At 55.8% G+C, this 16997-nt stretch carries 15 protein-coding genes; 10 read left to right on the top strand and 5 right to left on the bottom strand.

All coding sequences use genetic code 11. From position 1 onward, the window contains the following. Positions 1 to 51 precede the first annotated feature (51 nt). Entirely contained in the window at positions 52 to 921 is an 870-nt protein-coding gene (locus tag M2Q46_RS02390) for a DMT family transporter (protein ID WP_203144795.1), read from the top strand. Between the two features lie 101 nt (positions 922 to 1022). On the opposite strand, the gene M2Q46_RS02385 is transcribed toward M2Q46_RS02390, so the two are convergent. After that, positions 1023 to 2330 carry an aminotransferase class I/II-fold pyridoxal phosphate-dependent enzyme gene (locus M2Q46_RS02385; RefSeq protein WP_302356593.1) on the bottom strand — a complete coding sequence of 436 codons (1308 nt, stop codon included), beginning with the start codon at positions 2328 to 2330 and terminating at the stop codon, positions 1023 to 1025. A gap of 77 nt (positions 2331 to 2407) precedes the next feature. Here M2Q46_RS02385 and M2Q46_RS02380 point away from each other — a divergent pair, with 77 nt between their 5' ends. Together M2Q46_RS02380 and M2Q46_RS02375 are read left to right on the top strand one after the other, a co-directional pair. Then, complete coding sequence (locus tag M2Q46_RS02380) at positions 2408 to 3211, top strand: YggS family pyridoxal phosphate-dependent enzyme (RefSeq protein WP_009454526.1); 804 nt, start codon at positions 2408 to 2410, stop codon at positions 3209 to 3211. Then, positions 3208 to 3477, top strand: a complete 270-nt coding sequence (locus M2Q46_RS02375; RefSeq protein WP_035267915.1) for a hypothetical protein — start codon at positions 3208 to 3210, stop codon at positions 3475 to 3477. Before M2Q46_RS02380 ends, M2Q46_RS02375 begins: the two co-directional genes overlap by 4 nt. A gap of 141 nt (positions 3478 to 3618) precedes the next feature. Here M2Q46_RS02375 and M2Q46_RS02370 read toward each other — a convergent pair whose 3' ends face one another. Further along, positions 3619 to 4935: an MFS transporter gene (locus M2Q46_RS02370; protein ID WP_060185882.1), complete on the bottom strand. Its 1317-nt coding sequence runs from the start codon at positions 4933 to 4935 to the stop codon at positions 3619 to 3621. A gap of 268 nt (positions 4936 to 5203) precedes the next feature. Beyond that, positions 5204 to 6343 (bottom strand): FAD-dependent monooxygenase, encoded by a 1140-nt coding sequence (locus M2Q46_RS02365; RefSeq protein ID WP_060185883.1) that lies wholly within the window; start codon positions 6341 to 6343, stop codon positions 5204 to 5206. A 413-nt stretch (positions 6344 to 6756) separates the two neighbouring features. On the opposite strand from M2Q46_RS02365, the gene M2Q46_RS02360 reads away from it, so the two are divergent. The 7 genes from M2Q46_RS02360 to M2Q46_RS02330 all read left to right on the top strand — a co-directional run bounded on the left by M2Q46_RS02360 (position 6757) and on the right by M2Q46_RS02330 (position 14862). Then, entirely contained in the window at positions 6757 to 7236 is a 480-nt protein-coding gene (locus tag M2Q46_RS02360; RefSeq protein ID WP_009454533.1) for a MarR family winged helix-turn-helix transcriptional regulator, read from the top strand. A 79-nt stretch (positions 7237 to 7315) separates the two neighbouring features. Beyond that, complete coding sequence (locus M2Q46_RS02355) at positions 7316 to 8479, top strand: NnrS family protein (protein ID WP_060185884.1); 1164 nt, start codon at positions 7316 to 7318, stop codon at positions 8477 to 8479. A gap of 167 nt (positions 8480 to 8646) precedes the next feature. Beyond that, a complete protein-coding gene (locus M2Q46_RS02350) occupies positions 8647 to 10569 on the top strand; it encodes a PIG-L family deacetylase (protein WP_115635226.1) in 1923 nt (640 codons plus the stop codon). A 245-nt stretch (positions 10570 to 10814) separates the two neighbouring features. Continuing rightward, positions 10815 to 12248: a hypothetical protein gene (locus tag M2Q46_RS02345; RefSeq protein WP_302356588.1), complete on the top strand. Its 1434-nt coding sequence runs from the start codon at positions 10815 to 10817 to the stop codon at positions 12246 to 12248. Between the two features lie 302 nt (positions 12249 to 12550). Then, positions 12551 to 13030 (top strand): hypothetical protein, encoded by a 480-nt coding sequence (locus tag M2Q46_RS02340; protein WP_021446677.1) that lies wholly within the window; start codon positions 12551 to 12553, stop codon positions 13028 to 13030. Between the two features lie 53 nt (positions 13031 to 13083). After that, entirely contained in the window at positions 13084 to 13695 is a 612-nt protein-coding gene (locus tag M2Q46_RS02335; protein WP_035267933.1) for a superoxide dismutase, read from the top strand. A 231-nt stretch (positions 13696 to 13926) separates the two neighbouring features. Further along, the gene (locus M2Q46_RS02330) at positions 13927 to 14862 is read left to right on the top strand and encodes a helix-turn-helix transcriptional regulator (protein WP_302356586.1); all 936 of its coding nucleotides are present in this window, start codon (positions 13927 to 13929) and stop codon (positions 14860 to 14862) included. 46 nt (positions 14863 to 14908) lie between these two features. Here M2Q46_RS02330 and M2Q46_RS02325 read toward each other — a convergent pair whose 3' ends face one another. Together M2Q46_RS02325 and M2Q46_RS02320 are read right to left on the bottom strand one after the other, a co-directional pair. Beyond that, entirely contained in the window at positions 14909 to 16018 is a 1110-nt protein-coding gene (locus tag M2Q46_RS02325; RefSeq protein WP_009454546.1) for a class II histone deacetylase, read from the bottom strand. Between the two features lie 198 nt (positions 16019 to 16216). Further along, a complete protein-coding gene (locus tag M2Q46_RS02320) occupies positions 16217 to 16831 on the bottom strand; it encodes an ATP-binding cassette domain-containing protein (RefSeq protein ID WP_060186075.1) in 615 nt (204 codons plus the stop codon). Positions 16832 to 16997 lie beyond the last annotated feature (166 nt).

Below are 16997 nucleotides of genomic sequence, written 5' to 3'. Positions count from 1 at the left end.
GATAAATCATCCCTACACTGGCATTTATCTCGACATCAAGATACTTTCATCATGAAACGACTTTCTCTTTGGCTGGTGACGGCCTTGACCGCACTAGGCCCCGCCATCTGGGGTTCCACTTACATTGTGACCACAGAAATTCTGCCCCCCGACCGCCCTTTTATCGCGGCCTTTTTGCGCTGCTTTCCCGCTGGCGTGATGCTGCTCTTGTGGAGCCGACGCATGCCCGCCCCAGGCGACTGGGGCAAGACCCTGATTCTGGCAGCCTTGAACATCGGGGCATTTCAAGCCTTGCTATTCGTTGCGGCCTACCGCCTGCCGGGTGGATTGGCTGCCGTTGTGGGTGCGGCTCAACCCTTGGTGGTGATTGGCCTGGCCTGGGCTTTGGAAGGCAAACGTCCGGTGACCATGGCACTGGTCGCCTGCGTGATCGGTATTATCGGCATGGGTATTTTGCTGCTATCGCCAGAGAGCCAATGGGATACCTGGGGCATGGTCGCGGCCATTGTCGGGGCCCTATGCATGGCCTTGGGCACGTACCTGTCGCATCGCTGGCGCAGTGGCATGCCCATTCTGGCCTTCACGGCCTGGCAGTTGATGCTGGGTGGACTGATGCTGGCCCCTCTGGCCTTGTGGCTGGACCCACCGCTGGACAGTTCCTTGAGCGGCGTGCAAATCGGTGGCTATCTCTACCTGTGTCTGGTCGGTGCACTCCTGGCCTATACCCTGTGGTTCCGAGGGATAGCCGTTTTACCCTCTGTGGCCGTGTCTTCGCTGGGTCTGCTTAGCCCTTTGACCGCTGTAATTCTGGGGTGGCTGATTTTGGGTCAGGCCATGACAGGCTCCAGCCTGCTGGGCATTATTCTGGTGATGGGCAGTGTGCTGGCGGTGCAGTGGATCAGCAATCGGCCCGCCAAATAAGCATCTTGCGCCCATAAAAATAGCGCCCCTATTAACTATCTGGATGGGCGCGGAAGAGAGTTCACTATCTTGCTACTCCGCTAGAAGCAGCAAGATAGTGACTAATAGCGTTCTTGCAGAACTTGAGCTAAATCGGTTGCAAAGCGTTGAGCGTCTTTGGCATTCAGATTCGCAAAACTGACACGCAAGCCTTGAGCGGGGTTGCTCACCCCAAAGACTTGGCCGGATCGAACCAGCCAGCCACGTGCGGCCAAGCCTGCCAGTACCGGCTCGGCTTCCCGATCCAGCGGAATCCACAGATTGAAGCCTTCCTCGCTATCCCAAAAAGGAATGCCCTGCTTTTTCAGGGCTTGCATCAGATCGATGCGAGCCTGTACGTAAGCGGCTTGTGCAACACGAGTCTGCGCCTTGATGTCGGCATCGGTCAGCCCATGAACCACCATTTGCTGCAACAGATGGCTGACCCACTGAGCCCCCGAAGCCAGACGTTGCGACAAGCGCTCGCTGGTTTGCAGGTCTGACGCGACCAGAGCCACGCGCAAATCCGGGCCCAGGCCCTTGGACACGGAACGGATCAAGGCCCAGCGCAAATGATCGGCAGGAATCACATTTCGATAAGGGCTGCTGGCCAGCATCCAGAAGTGGTCATCAATCATCAGCAACAATTCGGGATACTGCTTCAGAATTTGCTCGATCTGCTTGGCACGGGCACGGCTTAGCGAACATCCCGTAGGGTTGTGCGCACGCGGGGTCAGAATCAAGGCGCGCAGTCCATCTTCCATAGCCGCCTCCAGCGAGGCCGGCACAATCCCTTCGCTATCAACAGCAATACCCACTGGCTTGTAGCCCAGCGTATGCACGGAGTTGATGCTGTTCAGGTAGCCGGGATCTTCGATCCCGACCTTATCGCCCGCCAGCAAAAAGGCTTGCAGCAAGCGCTCGATCGCGTCGACTGCGCCGTAACTGACGTGGTAATCGGTATCGGGGGGGGTGTCTTTATGGAACACCTGCTGACATACGGCGCGCAATTCGGGCACCAACGGGTCGGCGCCGTACAAAGCCTGGGTTTGACCGCGCACCCCAGCTATCAATTGGGTAGGTGCAGGCAAATAGCCCGGCGCCGGATTGCCACTGGCCAGATCCTGCAAGGCCGAGCTGGCCCCATGCCCTTCCCGCGCCAGCTCCCGGATCGCCTCACGAATCCGTGTACCGCGACGGCCTTGTGCATCGGCCACCCCGGCCGAGACCAGGCGCTTGTATGCCAGGGCAACCGTATTGCGGTTCAAGCCCAGTGTTTGAGCCAGTTCGCGTACCGGCGGCAAAATCTGGCCCGGAGCGATTCGCCCCAGTGCCACTTGCTGTCGGATATCATCGAAAAGTTCCTTCGCATTGCTTCCCTGGATATTCATTTTGACCTATGACATAATAGTTTATGCGCGACCCGCAGGGTCGAGTTTATCTTTTTTTTCTTCCTTACTGGTGCGCCATGTCCGAATCCGCCCCTGATCTACTTCACACCGAGCATTATCCCACCTCCACCAGTGTAGAGGCATTTCGGGAACGCATTGCCCTGGTACAACAAAGAATTGATGCCGCCTGCGTGCGCTACGGGCGTGCCGCTGGCGATGTACGTTTGCTCACCGTCAGCAAAACCTTCGGAATTGACCGCATCCGCCTGGCTTACCAGGCCGGTTGTCGCCTGCTGGGCGAGAACAAGGTGCAAGAGGCCGAAGGCAAGTACGAAGCCCTGCGCGAAGAACTACCGGATTTGGAATGGGCTGTTATTGGACACCTGCAAAGCAATAAAGCCAAGTCCGTTGCACGCTTTGCTTCTGAATTTCATGCACTGGACAAGCTCAAGACCGCAGAAGCCCTGGACCGCCGCTTGCAAATTGAAGGCCGCAGTCTGGACGTTTTCGTGCAGGTAAACACCTCCAACGAGGACAGCAAGTTCGGTTTACCCCCGGAAGAAGTCCATGCTTTTGTGCGCGAATTACCACAGTTTTCTGCTTTGAAAGTCAAAGGCCTGATGACCTTGGCCTTGATGGACGCTGACCCGGAACGGGTACGGCCTTGTTTTGCCCTGCTGCGCAATTTGCGCGATCAATTGCGCAATGACATTGCCCACGCGGAAAACATCCGTGAGCTGTCCATGGGGATGTCGGGTGACTATGAAGTCGCTATTTCCGAAGGCTCCACGATTGTGCGCGTTGGACAAGCCATTTTTGGTGCACGCGCCACGCCCAATAACTTTTACTGGCCCGTCTCCGATACGGCAACAACATCATGAATCCACTACGCCTGATCATCCGCCAAAACGGTAAAGAAATCGGACACTTTGAGTCCAGCCCCTGCTGCCCGCCCGAGCAGTTGATTACCGTGGCTCGCCACCTGATGACGCTGCCTGACAGCGAACTGGAGCTGCAACAAGCCAAAGGCGAACACCGCATTCTGGATAGCGGACCGCATGGCTTGCGCGTGCTAAGCGCACAGGTTCTGTACGAAACCGTTGATTTGCAAGCCTGGTTACAGCAAGGCAGCAAAGTTACTGCCTGAATCTGATCGGTACCCGGCCACAAGCCTGCTACCCTGATTCGGCAAAGCGGCGTACCCAAGACGCCGCAACCATAAAAAAACATACCCGGCTATTCGCCGGGTATGTTTTTTGTGTTTCAGACAACAGGAGCGAACGGAGACTTAGCGGTTCACCTGTTTGGCTGGCAAGGCGAATGCCAACAAGCAGCTCACCATCAAGCTACCGGCAAACAGCCACAAAGCGGCGCTGCCCGAGCCTGTCAGGTCGGTCACCCAACCAATCAGGGAGTTGCTGACCAGACCGGCGATATTAGCCAAGGAACATGCCAGAGCAAAACCGGTCGCTGCGGCAGTGCCTTTCAGGAACGTCGCTGGCAAGCTGAAGAACACAGGCACAGCACCCATAATCACAGCCGAAGCCACGGTAAAGGCCAGAACGGTCAACCAGGCATGATGAGCCACAAAGGTACTGGCAACCAGCGCAACCGCACCGATAGTCAGCGGCACGATCAAGTGCCAACGGCGTTCACGGCAACGGTCCGAGCTGGCACCAATCATCAGCATGCCCACCACACCGGCCAGCGATGGAATCGCCGTCATCAAGCCAATCTGGAAAGGATCCTGCACACCTGCCGCACGGATAAAGGACGGCATCCAGAAGCTGATGGAGTAGGTACCCAATAGAATGGAGAAGTCGATCCCACCCAGCATCCACACCTTCAGGTTGAAGAAACCATCTTTAAAGCTGTGCTTGACACCCTTGCCTTCGGCATCGTCGGCAGCCAGGTCAGCTGCCAGACGAGATTTTTCATCATTACTCAGCCATTTCGCAGACTGATAGTTGTTTGGCAAGGCCCAGAAAGTCAGGAAACCGAGCAGCACGCTAGGAATCGCCTCCAGAAGGAACAGCCACTGCCAACCACGCCAACCGTTCATGTGATCAAAGTGACCAATAATCCAGCCAGACAAAGGACCACCAATCACGCTGGACAAAGGCAGGCCAATCATGAACAAGGCAATGATCTTGCCGCGTCGGTAAGTAGGAAACCAAAGGGTCAGGTAATACAACACACCTGGCAGGAAACCGGCTTCTGCCGCACCCAGCACAAAACGCAGAATGTAGAACTGCGTCGGCGAGGTGACAAACATGGTCAGGCCAGAGAGCAGACCCCAGGTGATCATGATGCGGGCAATCCACAGCTTGGCACCCACACGTTCCAGAATCAGGTTGCTGGGTACCTCAAACAGGATGTAGCCCAGAAAGAACAGGCCAGCACCCAGACCGTAGGCCGTTTCACTCCACTGCAAATGATCGAGCATCTGCAGCTTGGCAAAACCCACGTTGATGCGGTCCAGATAAGCAGCCAAATAACAAAAGCACAGAAAGGGGATCAGACGCCAGACGATCTTCTTATAGAGATCTCCGTTTCCGTCCCGACCTGCAGGCACAGCCGTGGGACTTTGGATGGATGAATGCACCTTGTATATCTCCAGATAATTATTGGTATGCCTGGTGAACCAGAAAACTGCCTAAGAACAGCGCCTGACAGAACACAGCAGGGCCCTGAACGCGTCCGCATTCCCCCCATTGGGCTGCAGACCGTTTACAGATGAAGAATGATGTATCAACGGTGACTCCCGACTGGACATGCCTGCTTTATCTATAAAGGCAGGCCAGACACAGCGGGACCCGATCAGATTGATGCGCTGAGCCCGGATCGCTCCCGGACTCAGCACCGTGCACTGCTTAGCTGGACTTCAGGTCCTGACCGTACAGGTCGTAGCCGTAAACCCAGGCCGGATCTTCTTGCGTGCGCAAGAAGGTATTGGCGTTGGAGACAGACTGAACACGAGTCGCACGCTCTTTGCGGTTGAGCTCGTACAGATCGAAAGCCGTACGGAAATCCGACAAGCCGGTCTCTTGCAAGCAGCGCGTCAACATGGCGGCATCTTCAATCGCCATGCAAGCACCTTGAGCCATGTGTGGCTTCATGGGGTGACATGCATCGCCCAACATGACCAAACGACCACGGCTCCACAAAGGCAGCGGATTACGGTTACGCAATGGCCACTTGGTAATGCTTTCAGTCGATTTGATCAGATTCTGAACCGTGGAATGATAGCCTTCAAATGCGGCCAGCATCTCTTCTTGCGAGCTGTCTACGTAAGCACCCTGAAAATCCCAGGCAGGATGTGGCACGCCAGTCACAAAATAGTATTCATCACGTTTGCCAGTGGTGTAGTACACCATCATGTGACGGTCGTCTGTCCACCATTTCACACAGTCCTCGAACTCGTCGGCAAAGCGGGCCAGTTTTTCGCCACGGATCAGGGCACGGTGTGCCACCCAGCCGCTGTAAATCGGGTCTTCTACACCCAGCAGGGTTTCACGGATCTTGGAGTGGATGCCATCGGCACCAATCACAATGTCAGCCGTTACGCTGGTGCCATCGGCAAATTCCAGCAAAACGTCGTCACCACGGTCCACCAGATTTTGCAAACGCTTGCCAAAGTGCACGGTGCCCGGCTTGATGCTGTCAATTTGCAAAGCGTGCATATCGCCACGGTGCACGGTGATGTACGACGCACCGTATTCTTTCTTGGCAAATTCACCCAAAGGGATACGGGACAGGTAGTCACCCGTTTCGCCATCACGGCTGAACCAGAAATCCGGGTGCGAACCCATATCGTCCAGCGCTTTTTCCAGACCCATGCGGCGGAAGATCTTCATCACGTTGGGGCCCACGTGGATACCGGCACCCAAACGCGAGAATTCTGGCGCCTGCTCAAATACTTCTACCTCAAAGCCAGCTTGCTGCAACAGAGTCGCCGCAGCGGCTCCGCCAAGACCGGCCCCTACAATCGCAATCTTGACTGTTTTTTCCATCGTTAGCTCCAAATCACGGCACTCATCAAAAGTGCTCACCACATGTTTTTTAGTAGTGTACACACTAAGTTTAAGCATGAAAACAGGTGATTGAGCTAGGGTTTATACCTATCCAAAGGGGATTTAAACAGCCTATAAAGAAGCTTTAAACAAGCCATTAAAACAACAATATCAACAAGTTAATTAAAAAATCAAAAACAAAAACGAGCCTTGAATATCCGTACTTCAAATTTATTTAATCTTCCGATTTAACAGTGTGTAGACTTATTTATTGCGGTGCACACCCTGAAATAACAGATACTTTAAACGCGAAATAACTGATCTGGATCAGACGTGAACCGGTCCTCGGGAAGGTATACTTGCTCAGTTGTTCTTTAACTGGCCTGCCCATTCCACAACAAGACAGAAAGACTATGCAGCCTACCTCCCCCGTTTCTGAGCCTCAAACCTTGTCCTACGATGTCACCGAACAAATCGGCCACCTGCTGCGCAAGGCGGGCCAGCGGCATACGGCCATCTTTCAGCATTACGTGGGCGACAGCCAACTAACTGCGATTCAGTTCGTGACGCTCTGCGCTCTGCGCGACCATGGACCCAGCTCGCAAACCGAGCTGGTCGAAGCGACGGCGGTCGACCAGGCCACCATACGGGGCATTATTCAGCGTCTGAAATCACGCAACCTGATTGAACTGGCACCGGACAAGGACGACAGACGCAAGGTCATTGTGGAGCTGACCCAGGAAGGACTGGACCTGCTTGATCGTGTCATCCCTCGTGCCCATACCATCAGCGAACTGACCATGGGCAATCTGAACCCCGCAGAACGCGTGGCCATCGTCTATCTTCTGCGCAAAATGATAGACAGCACCCTGGATATGAGCGACAAAGAATAAGGCTGAACATCACTTGAAGAGACTATGTTTTATTCGGCCTTTAAGATATATTTAAAATACATCTTATAACTGATCTGCCATGACTCCTTTGACTGCCTCCCCCGCCTCTACCCGCCCAGAATGGCGCGCATTCCTGGAACTGGGATTTCGTCCCCTCTATCTTTTAGCCACGCTTTGGGGCGCTGCCAGCATTGCGCTCTGGCTCTATACGCCCGGATGGCTGGCCAATGCGGCCATCCCTTCCCTGTACTGGCACGCCCATGAAATGCTCTGGGCCTTTATCGGCACCATTGCCGTGGGATTTTTGCTGACTGCCAGCGCCACCTGGACGGGGCAACCCACCTTGCGTGGCCCCTCTTTAGGGGCCTTGTGTCTGATCTGGATTCTGGCGCGCTTCAGCCTGCTACTTCCCAATGGCCTGATGGCGGCATTGCTGCTCGATGCCCTCTTTTTTGCCATTGCCGCAGCTGAACTGGGGCGCGTCATCCTGATCGCCCGCAACAAGCGCAATTACGGTATTCCGCTAGCCATGCTGGCTTTGGGTCTTAGCCATGCGCTGTTCATGTACAGCCTGATGCAAGGGCAAGACCCCATGCCCTACTTCTACAGTGGCTTCTGGACCATGGGCTTGATCACCTTGCTGATTGCCCGTCGCATCATCCCCTTCTTTGCCATGCGCGCCTTGCCGGGCCTGAGCCTGCCTGCTCAAACTCGTAGCGGCCATTGGCAAATGGGCTTGAGTGCCATCGCCATTGCCTTGTCGCTGAGCCCCTGGCGTTTGTCATTAGCCCTGGTTCTGGCTGCTTTGGGCTTGATCGCCTGCTTCCAGTGGGTACGCTGGAAACCCTGGGCCAGCCGCAATACGCCGCTGCTGTGGATCCTGTATCTGGGCTATGCCGGTCTGGCACTGGGTCTATTAAGTGCTGCGGCGTATGAGGCAGGCTGGATTCTGCGCGCAGCCTGGCCGGTACATATTGTGGGTCTGGCAGGTTTCAGCGTGATGATTATTGGCATGCTGACCCGTACTGCCCTGGGTCATTTAGGCCGCCCCTTGCGTGCCACACCCAAAGTGGTGCTGGGTTACGGTTTCCTGATTGCCGCCTGCGTCTTGCGCTTGCTGGCCCTGATCCCAAGCAGTTGGAGCCTGCCCTTGCTGCATACGGCTGGCCTATGCTGGATTCTGGCCATGCTCAATTACCTGCATCAGTTTGCCCCCATGTTGATTCGCCCCAGATTGAACTGATCGCAGCGTCGGCGCCACACTTTAAAAAGCAAAGTCCCTGGCACCGTTTATCTTTATTTTCTGCCTGACCGTGCCTGCTTATACTAAGCAGGCACGTTGCTTGCACCCTCTGCAAGCAACGCGGGACGGATCGTTCTGATCCTTGTTTTTTCCGCGCTCTCATCCTCATGTATCTCGCCTTTTCGGCTGGTCCTTCCCTGAAACACAGGCTGCTTGGCGGACTGTGTGCTTTGCTCTTGTCGTTTTCTGCCCAGGCCGCCGACGCTTGTCACGGCAGCCGAGATCTGGTCGTCGTGGGCCATATGGATGACGATCTGCTGTTCATGAACCCGGACCTGTCCAGCAATATCCAGGCAGGTGGCTGCATGCAGGTTCTGTATCTGACCGCCAGTGAACGCAAAGGCGGGCTGGAATATATGTACAGCCGCGAGCAAGGTGTGCGCGCCGCCTATGCCTATATGGCCGGGCTGGTCAATGAATGGCAGCAAACCCGCTTGATGGTCGGCAGTGCCTCGATCGCGCAATTTACCTTGCGAGCCAGGCCGGGCATTCAGCTTAGTCATTTGCGTCTGCAAGACCCTTGGCTGGGCCCCGGCTGGGGAAGCCTGACTCCCTTGAGCCGTGCAGAATCCGTACCCGGCCAAACCGTACAAACACTGGATAGTCCTCAACAAACATTGAACCGCGAGCAACTGGTTCAAACGCTGGCGGCCTTGATACGACTGTATCGGCCTACCAGCGTTCGCTATCTGGATGACACCAATCCCGTGCCTTACACCCAGCTGTGCTGGCGTTGTAGCGGACACGGGCACCCGGACCATATCGCCAGCGCCCGACTGGTTCGGGAAGCCATGCTGGCCGCCCCCGGCAATTACGCGCAAATTGGCTATGTGGACTACCCGATTCAAGAACAGGCCCGCAATCTGACCTTGAATGAAATTCACAGCAAAACCGAGATTTTCCGGCGCTACGCCTGGCATGATCAACACGCCTGCAAAGGCCCCGCTGTGTGCCAGGAACCCGCTGGTCCTGCCGCCGCCTGGGTACAACGTAGTTACTACACCAGCCGTGCCGACTATCCGGCCAGCCTGTTAAGTGACAAGGAAGGCAGGCTCAGCTTTTTCGTCTCGGGTGAACAAAACGACGCCATCAATCAATGGGATGTGCAAGAACAGCGCTGGACCACCCTGGGCGGACGCACGGCGGATGCCTTGAACGCCTTCCAGTATGCAGACGGCAGCCCCGGCCTGTTTGCACGCGATGCAAGCGGGCAAGTCTGGTTCAGCCGTGCCCCCGATGAGGACGACTGGCTCGCCTGGCAAAAAATACCCGGCCCACGCGTACTGCACACACCGATGGTCAGCCGCCGTGACAGCCAGGCCTTGGCCATGGGCACCGATGGCCGCTTTTACTGGAGCGCCGCCCGCCAGCCTGATTACGGCTGGAGTGCCTGGAAAGCCCTCCCTGCACTGGAACAGGCCGCCTACCCCGCCACTCTAAGCCTGGATAAACAGGGACGCACCCATGTCTTTGCCAGCAATCTGCAAGGCCAGCTTTTTCAGACCTCTCAGCAAAATGATTCGAAATGGCAGGCCTGGCAAGCGGTTCCGGTCCCTCCCATCAGCGGCGGACTGGCTTCTATCCTGAATGCACACGGTCAGATTGAGCTGTATATGCGCGATCGCCAGAGCCAGCACTTGCAGCGCCTGAGCCAAGACAGCCAGCAGCGCTGGTCTCATCCGCAAGATCTGGGTTTGAACTACGTAGGCACGCCCGCTCTTAGCCTGGGCGAAAAAGAACAGGTTGTTGTGGCGATTCAAAAGAGTCCGGGTGGTGCCATTGTGCTGCTTGATCAAGGGCAGGAACAGGAAGTGGACAAGCAATCCGCGTCCCAGCCCGTTCTGTACAAACAAAACGGCACCCTTTACCTGGCCAGTCGTCCGATTGGTCCCGAGCAGCGCTATCGATTATTGGAACGCCGTCACGGCAAATGGGTACAAGTAGCATTGACCCAGGCTCCACCACCAGGAGGTGGACAATCCTTTAGCGAGGCCCCTGCCTTCATCAGCCAAGACTATGTGCAGCCTTGAGGAGCGAAGCATCCGCTTAAAACGTAACAAAGTACGCAGGCATGCGCCGGGCTTTCAAGACAAAGCCGGGCCAGGAAACGAATCCAGTTATTGATCCAAGCCCCAACCATAAACCCGGAATCCAGGGCCATATCGTAGTATCTTGTTGCAACAGTGTGCGCTGGCTCTCTCAGCTCCAGTACAATCGCCCGCTAACGGCCGCCGGCTTATCGGTGCCTTACTCTTTTAGCTACTCTTCAGAGATCATGAAGCCAACTACCTTATTTGCAGCCCTGTTGGGCGTCGTCATCGGCGCCGGTGGCGCGATTTATTACGCCAAAAACATACCCGTACCGGCCAGCGGCCCGGTCAGCAGCGCCCCCAGCAGCATGGGTGCTGCTCAAACCCTGGTATTGGGCCAATCCGTCTCCGGCGAATTGACCAGCAAGAGCTTCTTGAACCTGAGCGATGGCGTACGCAGCAGCCTGTTTGATGTGAAGGCTGAAGCCGGCCAGATCATCAAGATCAGCGTAAGTGGCCCCCTGCGCCCGCAAATCAGCGTGCTGCGCAACGGCGAACTGGTCACTCGTACTCAGCGCTGCGAAGACTGCCCCGATAGCGAAACCAAAGGCCAGGCCACCACACTGGGCTTCAAGGCGGATTTCAACGACACCTACCAAGTGGTTGTCAGCGGCTTCAACACCAGTTCCTACGGTCCGTTCCAGGTCGTCGTCGATACCCTGAAAGCCTACACCGGCGAGCCTTTGACTCAAGACCAGACCATTCATGACTGGGCACTGGGCGGCCAGAAGCGTTACCGCTTGAATATCGACAAGGACGGCTTGTACAGCCTGGCCATGAAGGCCGAGCAAAACAGCATGGACGCCTATCTGAAGCTGATGGATCGTCGCGGCATGGAATTGGCCTCGGACGATGACAGCGGTGGCGGCACCGATGCACGTCTGCAGGTTTATCTGAAAGCCGGCGAATACATCGTGCAGGCCAGCTCGGCCATGGGCGCACAAAACTTCCAGGGCGGCTTCTCGCTGGAGATCAAGCCCGAAGAAATGACCGGCGAGATCGAGCTGAAAAACGGCGACAGTCTGACTCTGGACGGCGATGGCAAAACCGGCCTGTTCACGGGTGAAACCCAAACCTACAGCTTCACCTTGTCCGAACCCAAACTGGTCACCGTGCAAATGGACGCCCAGGGCTTCCAGGCCACGATGGAAGTAGACTCCACCAGTGCCAACCAATACGGTGATGAAGCCGGCCAACAACGCGTCCGCGGCGTACTGGCTGCAGGCGAACACCAGGTGAAGATTTCTGGCTCCAACCAGGCTGGTCTGTTTGCCCTGTCCGCCTCGGCTGATGAAGTCCCTGCCAATGCCGGCGGCGGAACCATCCGTGTGGGTGAGCCTCGCCAGGCTCTGATGCTGCAAGGCATCACCAGCGACAGCTACCAGTTGACCGTACGTCAACCTGGCAGCTACGTCATTGACATGACCTCGCCTATCTTCGATACCTACCTGGTGCTGCGTAAAGACGGTCAAACCGTTGCTGAAGACGATGATAGCGGCGGCGACATGAACGCACGTCTGGAAGTCCAGCTGGAAGCGGGCGAATACGAAGTCAAAGCCATGTCCTTGGGTAGTTACGACCAGGATATGGAATATGAGCTGTCGGTAAAACGTCGTTAAGACGGTTCAGACAAGCGGAAATCAAGGCTGAAAGCTCCCGGGCTTTCAGCCTTTTTTCTTGCCTGGCGGCCATCCTGGCCTTGATCTGAGGCAAGAGTCTTCACGCTACGGGTATACACCTAAGCACGCTCACCCTGCCCGCAAAGCCGCACTGATATTGGCTTTAAGAAGTGCTCCCCCTCCTTTTTTGCCTGACGTTTGATCTGCTTACGATTTGCTTTTGGGATTACCTTGATAATATAAATGCAAATCATTATCATTAATTTCATTATTGATGCGCTACCTTTTATCAGGAGCAATGCATGCAGACACTCGCCCAACAGTCCCAACACGCTCTTACCCAACGCGACGAACTGGCCTCCTGGCGCAATTTGATCACACAGGGCAACCAGGCCTTTCAATCCCACAATTACACCGATGCCATCACGCACTATCAGCAAGCTCGTGCGTATGTGAAACCGCTGCTGTTTGGCTCTTGCGAAGGGGCCGACGCCACCATTGCCGCCTGGGTCATTGCCCATTTGAATCTGGCCGATGCCTGCGAGCAACTGGGTCAAAGTGACGAACAGGGTCTGCACCTGTGCACAGCTCATGAAACCTTGTGCTGCGCCGCTGCCAATACCCGTCTGGCGGACGACTGGCGCATGGCTGCCTGGCAACACAGCCGCCGCACTTATGCCGAACTGGCCCGCTATGCGCGACGCTACCCCCATCATGTCCCTACCTGCTCTGCCCTGTTCTTAGGGGCGGTCAGCCCGCAGGAACGCTCTTTTTCTCATTAGTTTCATTCTGTCCCCCAGGCGCCACCGGCCTGGGGTTTATCGAGGAGTGCGTCTTGTCTTACACCTTACCTGCCCTGCCTTATGCCTACCATGCTCTGGAGCCGCATATCGACACCCAGACCATGGAGATTCACTACAGCAAACATCATCAGACCTATATCAATAATCTGAATGCGGCACTGGAAGCGGCCAACTTGCCCTACCCGCCTATTGATGAGCTGGTAGCCGGGCTGGATACCTTGCCTGAATCCCTGCGCAATGTCGTGCGCAACAATGGTGGCGGTCATGCCAACCACAGCTTGTTTTGGACCGTCATGACGCCCGATGCCGATAGCACCCTTCCCAACGATCTGGCTTATGCCATAGACCGGGATCTGGGCGGTTTCGAGTCATTCAAGGATGCCTTTACCAAAGCGGCGATCTCACGTTTTGGTAGTGGCTGGGCTTGGCTCAGTGTCACCCCGGAAAAGAAGCTGGTGGTAGAGAGCACCGGCAATCAGGACAGCCCGCTGATGCACGGCAACACGCCCATACTGGGCCTGGACGTGTGGGAACACGCCTACTACCTGAAGTATCAGAATCGTCGGCCTGAATACATTGCGGCCTTTTTCAATGTGATTAATTGGCCCGAAGTGCTGAGACGATACCTGGAAGCCGTTAAATAAAGCGGTTTTACGCCCCGTCAAACCCTGTCGCCTTACTCGGAGACAGGTAGCAACAAGCACTTTAGCTTGTTGCCTTTCCAAGCAACCCTCCAGTTTCGGAGGGTTTTGGCTTTAGGGGCACATCCCTACACAGTCCAGCATCCACGCCTGGGTTTGGCCCAATTGCGCAGTGCATCACCAAACGCTATGTTGATTATTAGCGCCCTTACCACACACATCCCAGGCCCCCACATGTTGAGTCTCTGCGATCGTATTCAATCCCTACGCTCCCTGTTTCACTTCGATGCGGTGCAGCTTCTGGGCTGTGCACCACAAAGCCGTACGCATCTGGAATTGCATTGTGAAGGCTATAACCTGAACTGTGCCTCTGCCTTGGGGACAGGCTTTCCGCAAATCTATCCACCCGGATTTACGGCGCAAGCCTCTCCCCACGATTTGCTACCCCCCTCCATTTCCGAGTGCTCGGACACCATGGACCCTCCTTTTCGCAGCACTGCTATCTATACCGATGCTCTGCTGCGTGGTGGATTTCAGGATGGCATGACGGTAGAACTGCAGCGCGGGGATTCCTATCTGGGGATGATTCACTTTTCTTCCCAACAGGCCGGCAGCTTCAATCGTCACGTCCGCACGCTGGCGCTGGGCGCAAAAATCCTGCTGGAAGAGGCCATGCAAAACATGGTCGCGCAAAACGGCATCGTCTTGCATTTGGTGCCACAGGCAGGCGGCCTGATCATGCGTGAAGACATGCTCTCCAATGCCTCCCAATTCAGCCCCGCACTGGCTAAAGCCTTGTCCTTCATGGGTCAGGAGACCTCGACCTTGCAAGCGTTCTGGTTGGAAGGCAAACGAAGCTATCGACTGCAAGCGCAGCGTTTTCCCAAGGGAGATGTTCTGGTTCGACTGGTGCCCGCTCCCTTGCCCGCCACGCTCAGTGCCAAGGAAATGCAAGTACTGGGCTGGCTGGTAACGGGCTATACCGACCGGGAAATTGCGGCCAGTCTGTTTTTAAGCGAACGCACTGTGCATTCGCATGTCACGTCCGTGCTGCGCAAGCTGGGCATTACCAGACGCACAGAAGCCGCTGTTAAAGCGGCTCTGAATCACTGGTATGTGCCGGATGCACATGGCGCTATCCTGGCTGCCGTGCCCGGACTCTGCCACTGAACGGCAGACTCCGGGGTAGCGTTCAAGCCATGAACATCACGGCGTATTAGCGTAGACCGCTCAACAAGCCTGCGGCTTCGTCCACGCAAGCACGTTCCGCATCCAGTAGCGTATCGCCGCCCATCCCGCCCAGAAAGTCCGCGTAAGGATCAGCCAGCGTACGTACACCGGTCAGCTCCTCGATGACAGCCTGACCACAGAATGGCAAGTAATGCGGGCTGTACCCCCCTTCCTGCACAAAAGCGATACGACCTTCGCACACTTCCTCGGCGCAGTCGATAATTTGACGCGCCATCTGACGGAAACCGGAAGCCGTCACCATCATGCGTGCCAGCGGGTCCATCATGCTGGCATCAAAGCCCGAGCCCACGATAATCAGCTGCGGTTTATAGGCGCGCAGCGCAGGCAACACCACTTTTTCCATGGCATAGAGGTAAGCGGCATTCCCACCACCGGGAGGCAATGGGATATTCAGGTTGTAGCCCAAGCCTTCGCCCTCGCCGCGCTCAGTCGTAAAACCGCTATTGGCCGGGAAGCAAAGATGCTGGTGCAGGGAAATGGTCAGAACCGAAGGGTCATTCCACCAGATATCCTGCGTACCATTACCGTGATGCACGTCCCAATCCAGAATCGCGACACGATCCAGGCCCAGTTCTTCGCGAGCGTACGCCGCGGCCACCGAGGTGTTATTAAAAATGCAAAAACCCATCGCACCAGCACGGGGTGCGTGGTGGCCGGGTGGGTTTACCAGTGCGTAGCCATTACTGACTTCACGACTGACCACTTTCTTGACCATCTCAATGGCGCCACCGGCAGAAAGCATGGCAATTTCAAGGCCGCCATTACCCATGGTGGTGATGCCGTCGCCGGTGTCGCCGCCGGTTGGCAAGGCACTGACACGCTTCATGTTTTCCAGATGCTCTGCCGTATGCACACGCAAAATATCCTTGTCGCGTGCAGGCTTGGCCTGGATGCTGGTCAGATGATCAATTTGCCCGGAGGCGCAAACCAGCTCGTGAAAGCGGCGCTTCGTATCGGGATGGGCCAAGTGGTGGCTGATCGGTTGTAAACGGGCCCCCAGATTGGCCGAGGCAAGACTGCCCGTCCCCGTATCTACCCAGCCGTAAAGAGTGTTCCAAATATATCCTGTTGCCATGTCGTCTCCTTTCTTTTGGTTTGTCTGGCAGAACCATAGTAGGGATCTGAACGGCGGAAAGAATCCGTAGGATTGCCGAATTTCAGGACTGACGGAAAACACCCACGTCAAAAGAGGCAGAGAACGCTCTTTTTCCAAAGCGTTCTCTGCCTCTTTCTTAAAGCTGATTTACTTATAGATGGCGGCCACACCCAAGACCTAAACTAACTCGGCAACATTGATTACTTCTGCTCCACAAGCCTCAACCAATTCGGCATCGTAGCTAGCGAACAGCACAACACGGTCTTGTGACCAGATCTCGAATTGTTCAGCCAAAGCAGCACGAGCTTGCGTATCCAGGCCATTGCTAGGGCCATCGGCAAGAATCACAGCCGGGTCACCCAAAGCCGCCGCCGTCAGAAAAACCTTGCGGCGCGTGCCTGTCGACATCTGCTCGAAGCGCTTATCCAAGTGTGGCTCCAACCCTAATCGGTAGGCGAAATCCAGCGCATTATCATCCACGCGGGTGTTCTTTTCTGCGGCGATTTGCGCCAGCAGTTCACGGCCCGTCTGGGACGGAAACAGCATGCAGTTGTCGGGTACATAAGCCATACGAGCGCGGGCTTGTCGGGGTGTTTTCATTAGCGACTGCCCATCTATCCACACTTCCCCCGTGTCCGGCTCGAGCAAGCCTGCAATGATGTTCAGCAAGGTAGATTTGCCGGTACTGTCTTCTTCACAGAGCGCCACGCAGCCAGGCTTAAATGTATGAGTCAGCCCCTTGAAAACGGGGTAGTCGCCATAGTTTTTACTGAGATTGTCTATGCGTAGCATGCTGGAAATCACTGCCAAAGAAGCGCCTGGGCAGACAAAAGATGCTCTGACGAGGCGGGATAAAAAAACAAGTACGGGACTGCCCCGAACAGGGGCCTTAGTATAGGTCTTTATGGGCTGATGTTTGGACTGCTTGCTGTGCTGTGGCCATGCAGGGTTCAGCAGC

Source organism: Alcaligenes sp. YSL9, from assembly GCF_030515105.1.
In the GTDB taxonomy this organism is placed as follows: Bacteria; Pseudomonadota; Gammaproteobacteria; order Burkholderiales; family Burkholderiaceae_B; genus Alcaligenes; species Alcaligenes phenolicus.
The sequence above is the reverse complement of the archived record's forward strand: the minus strand, read 5'-3'. Positions and strand labels throughout refer to the sequence as shown.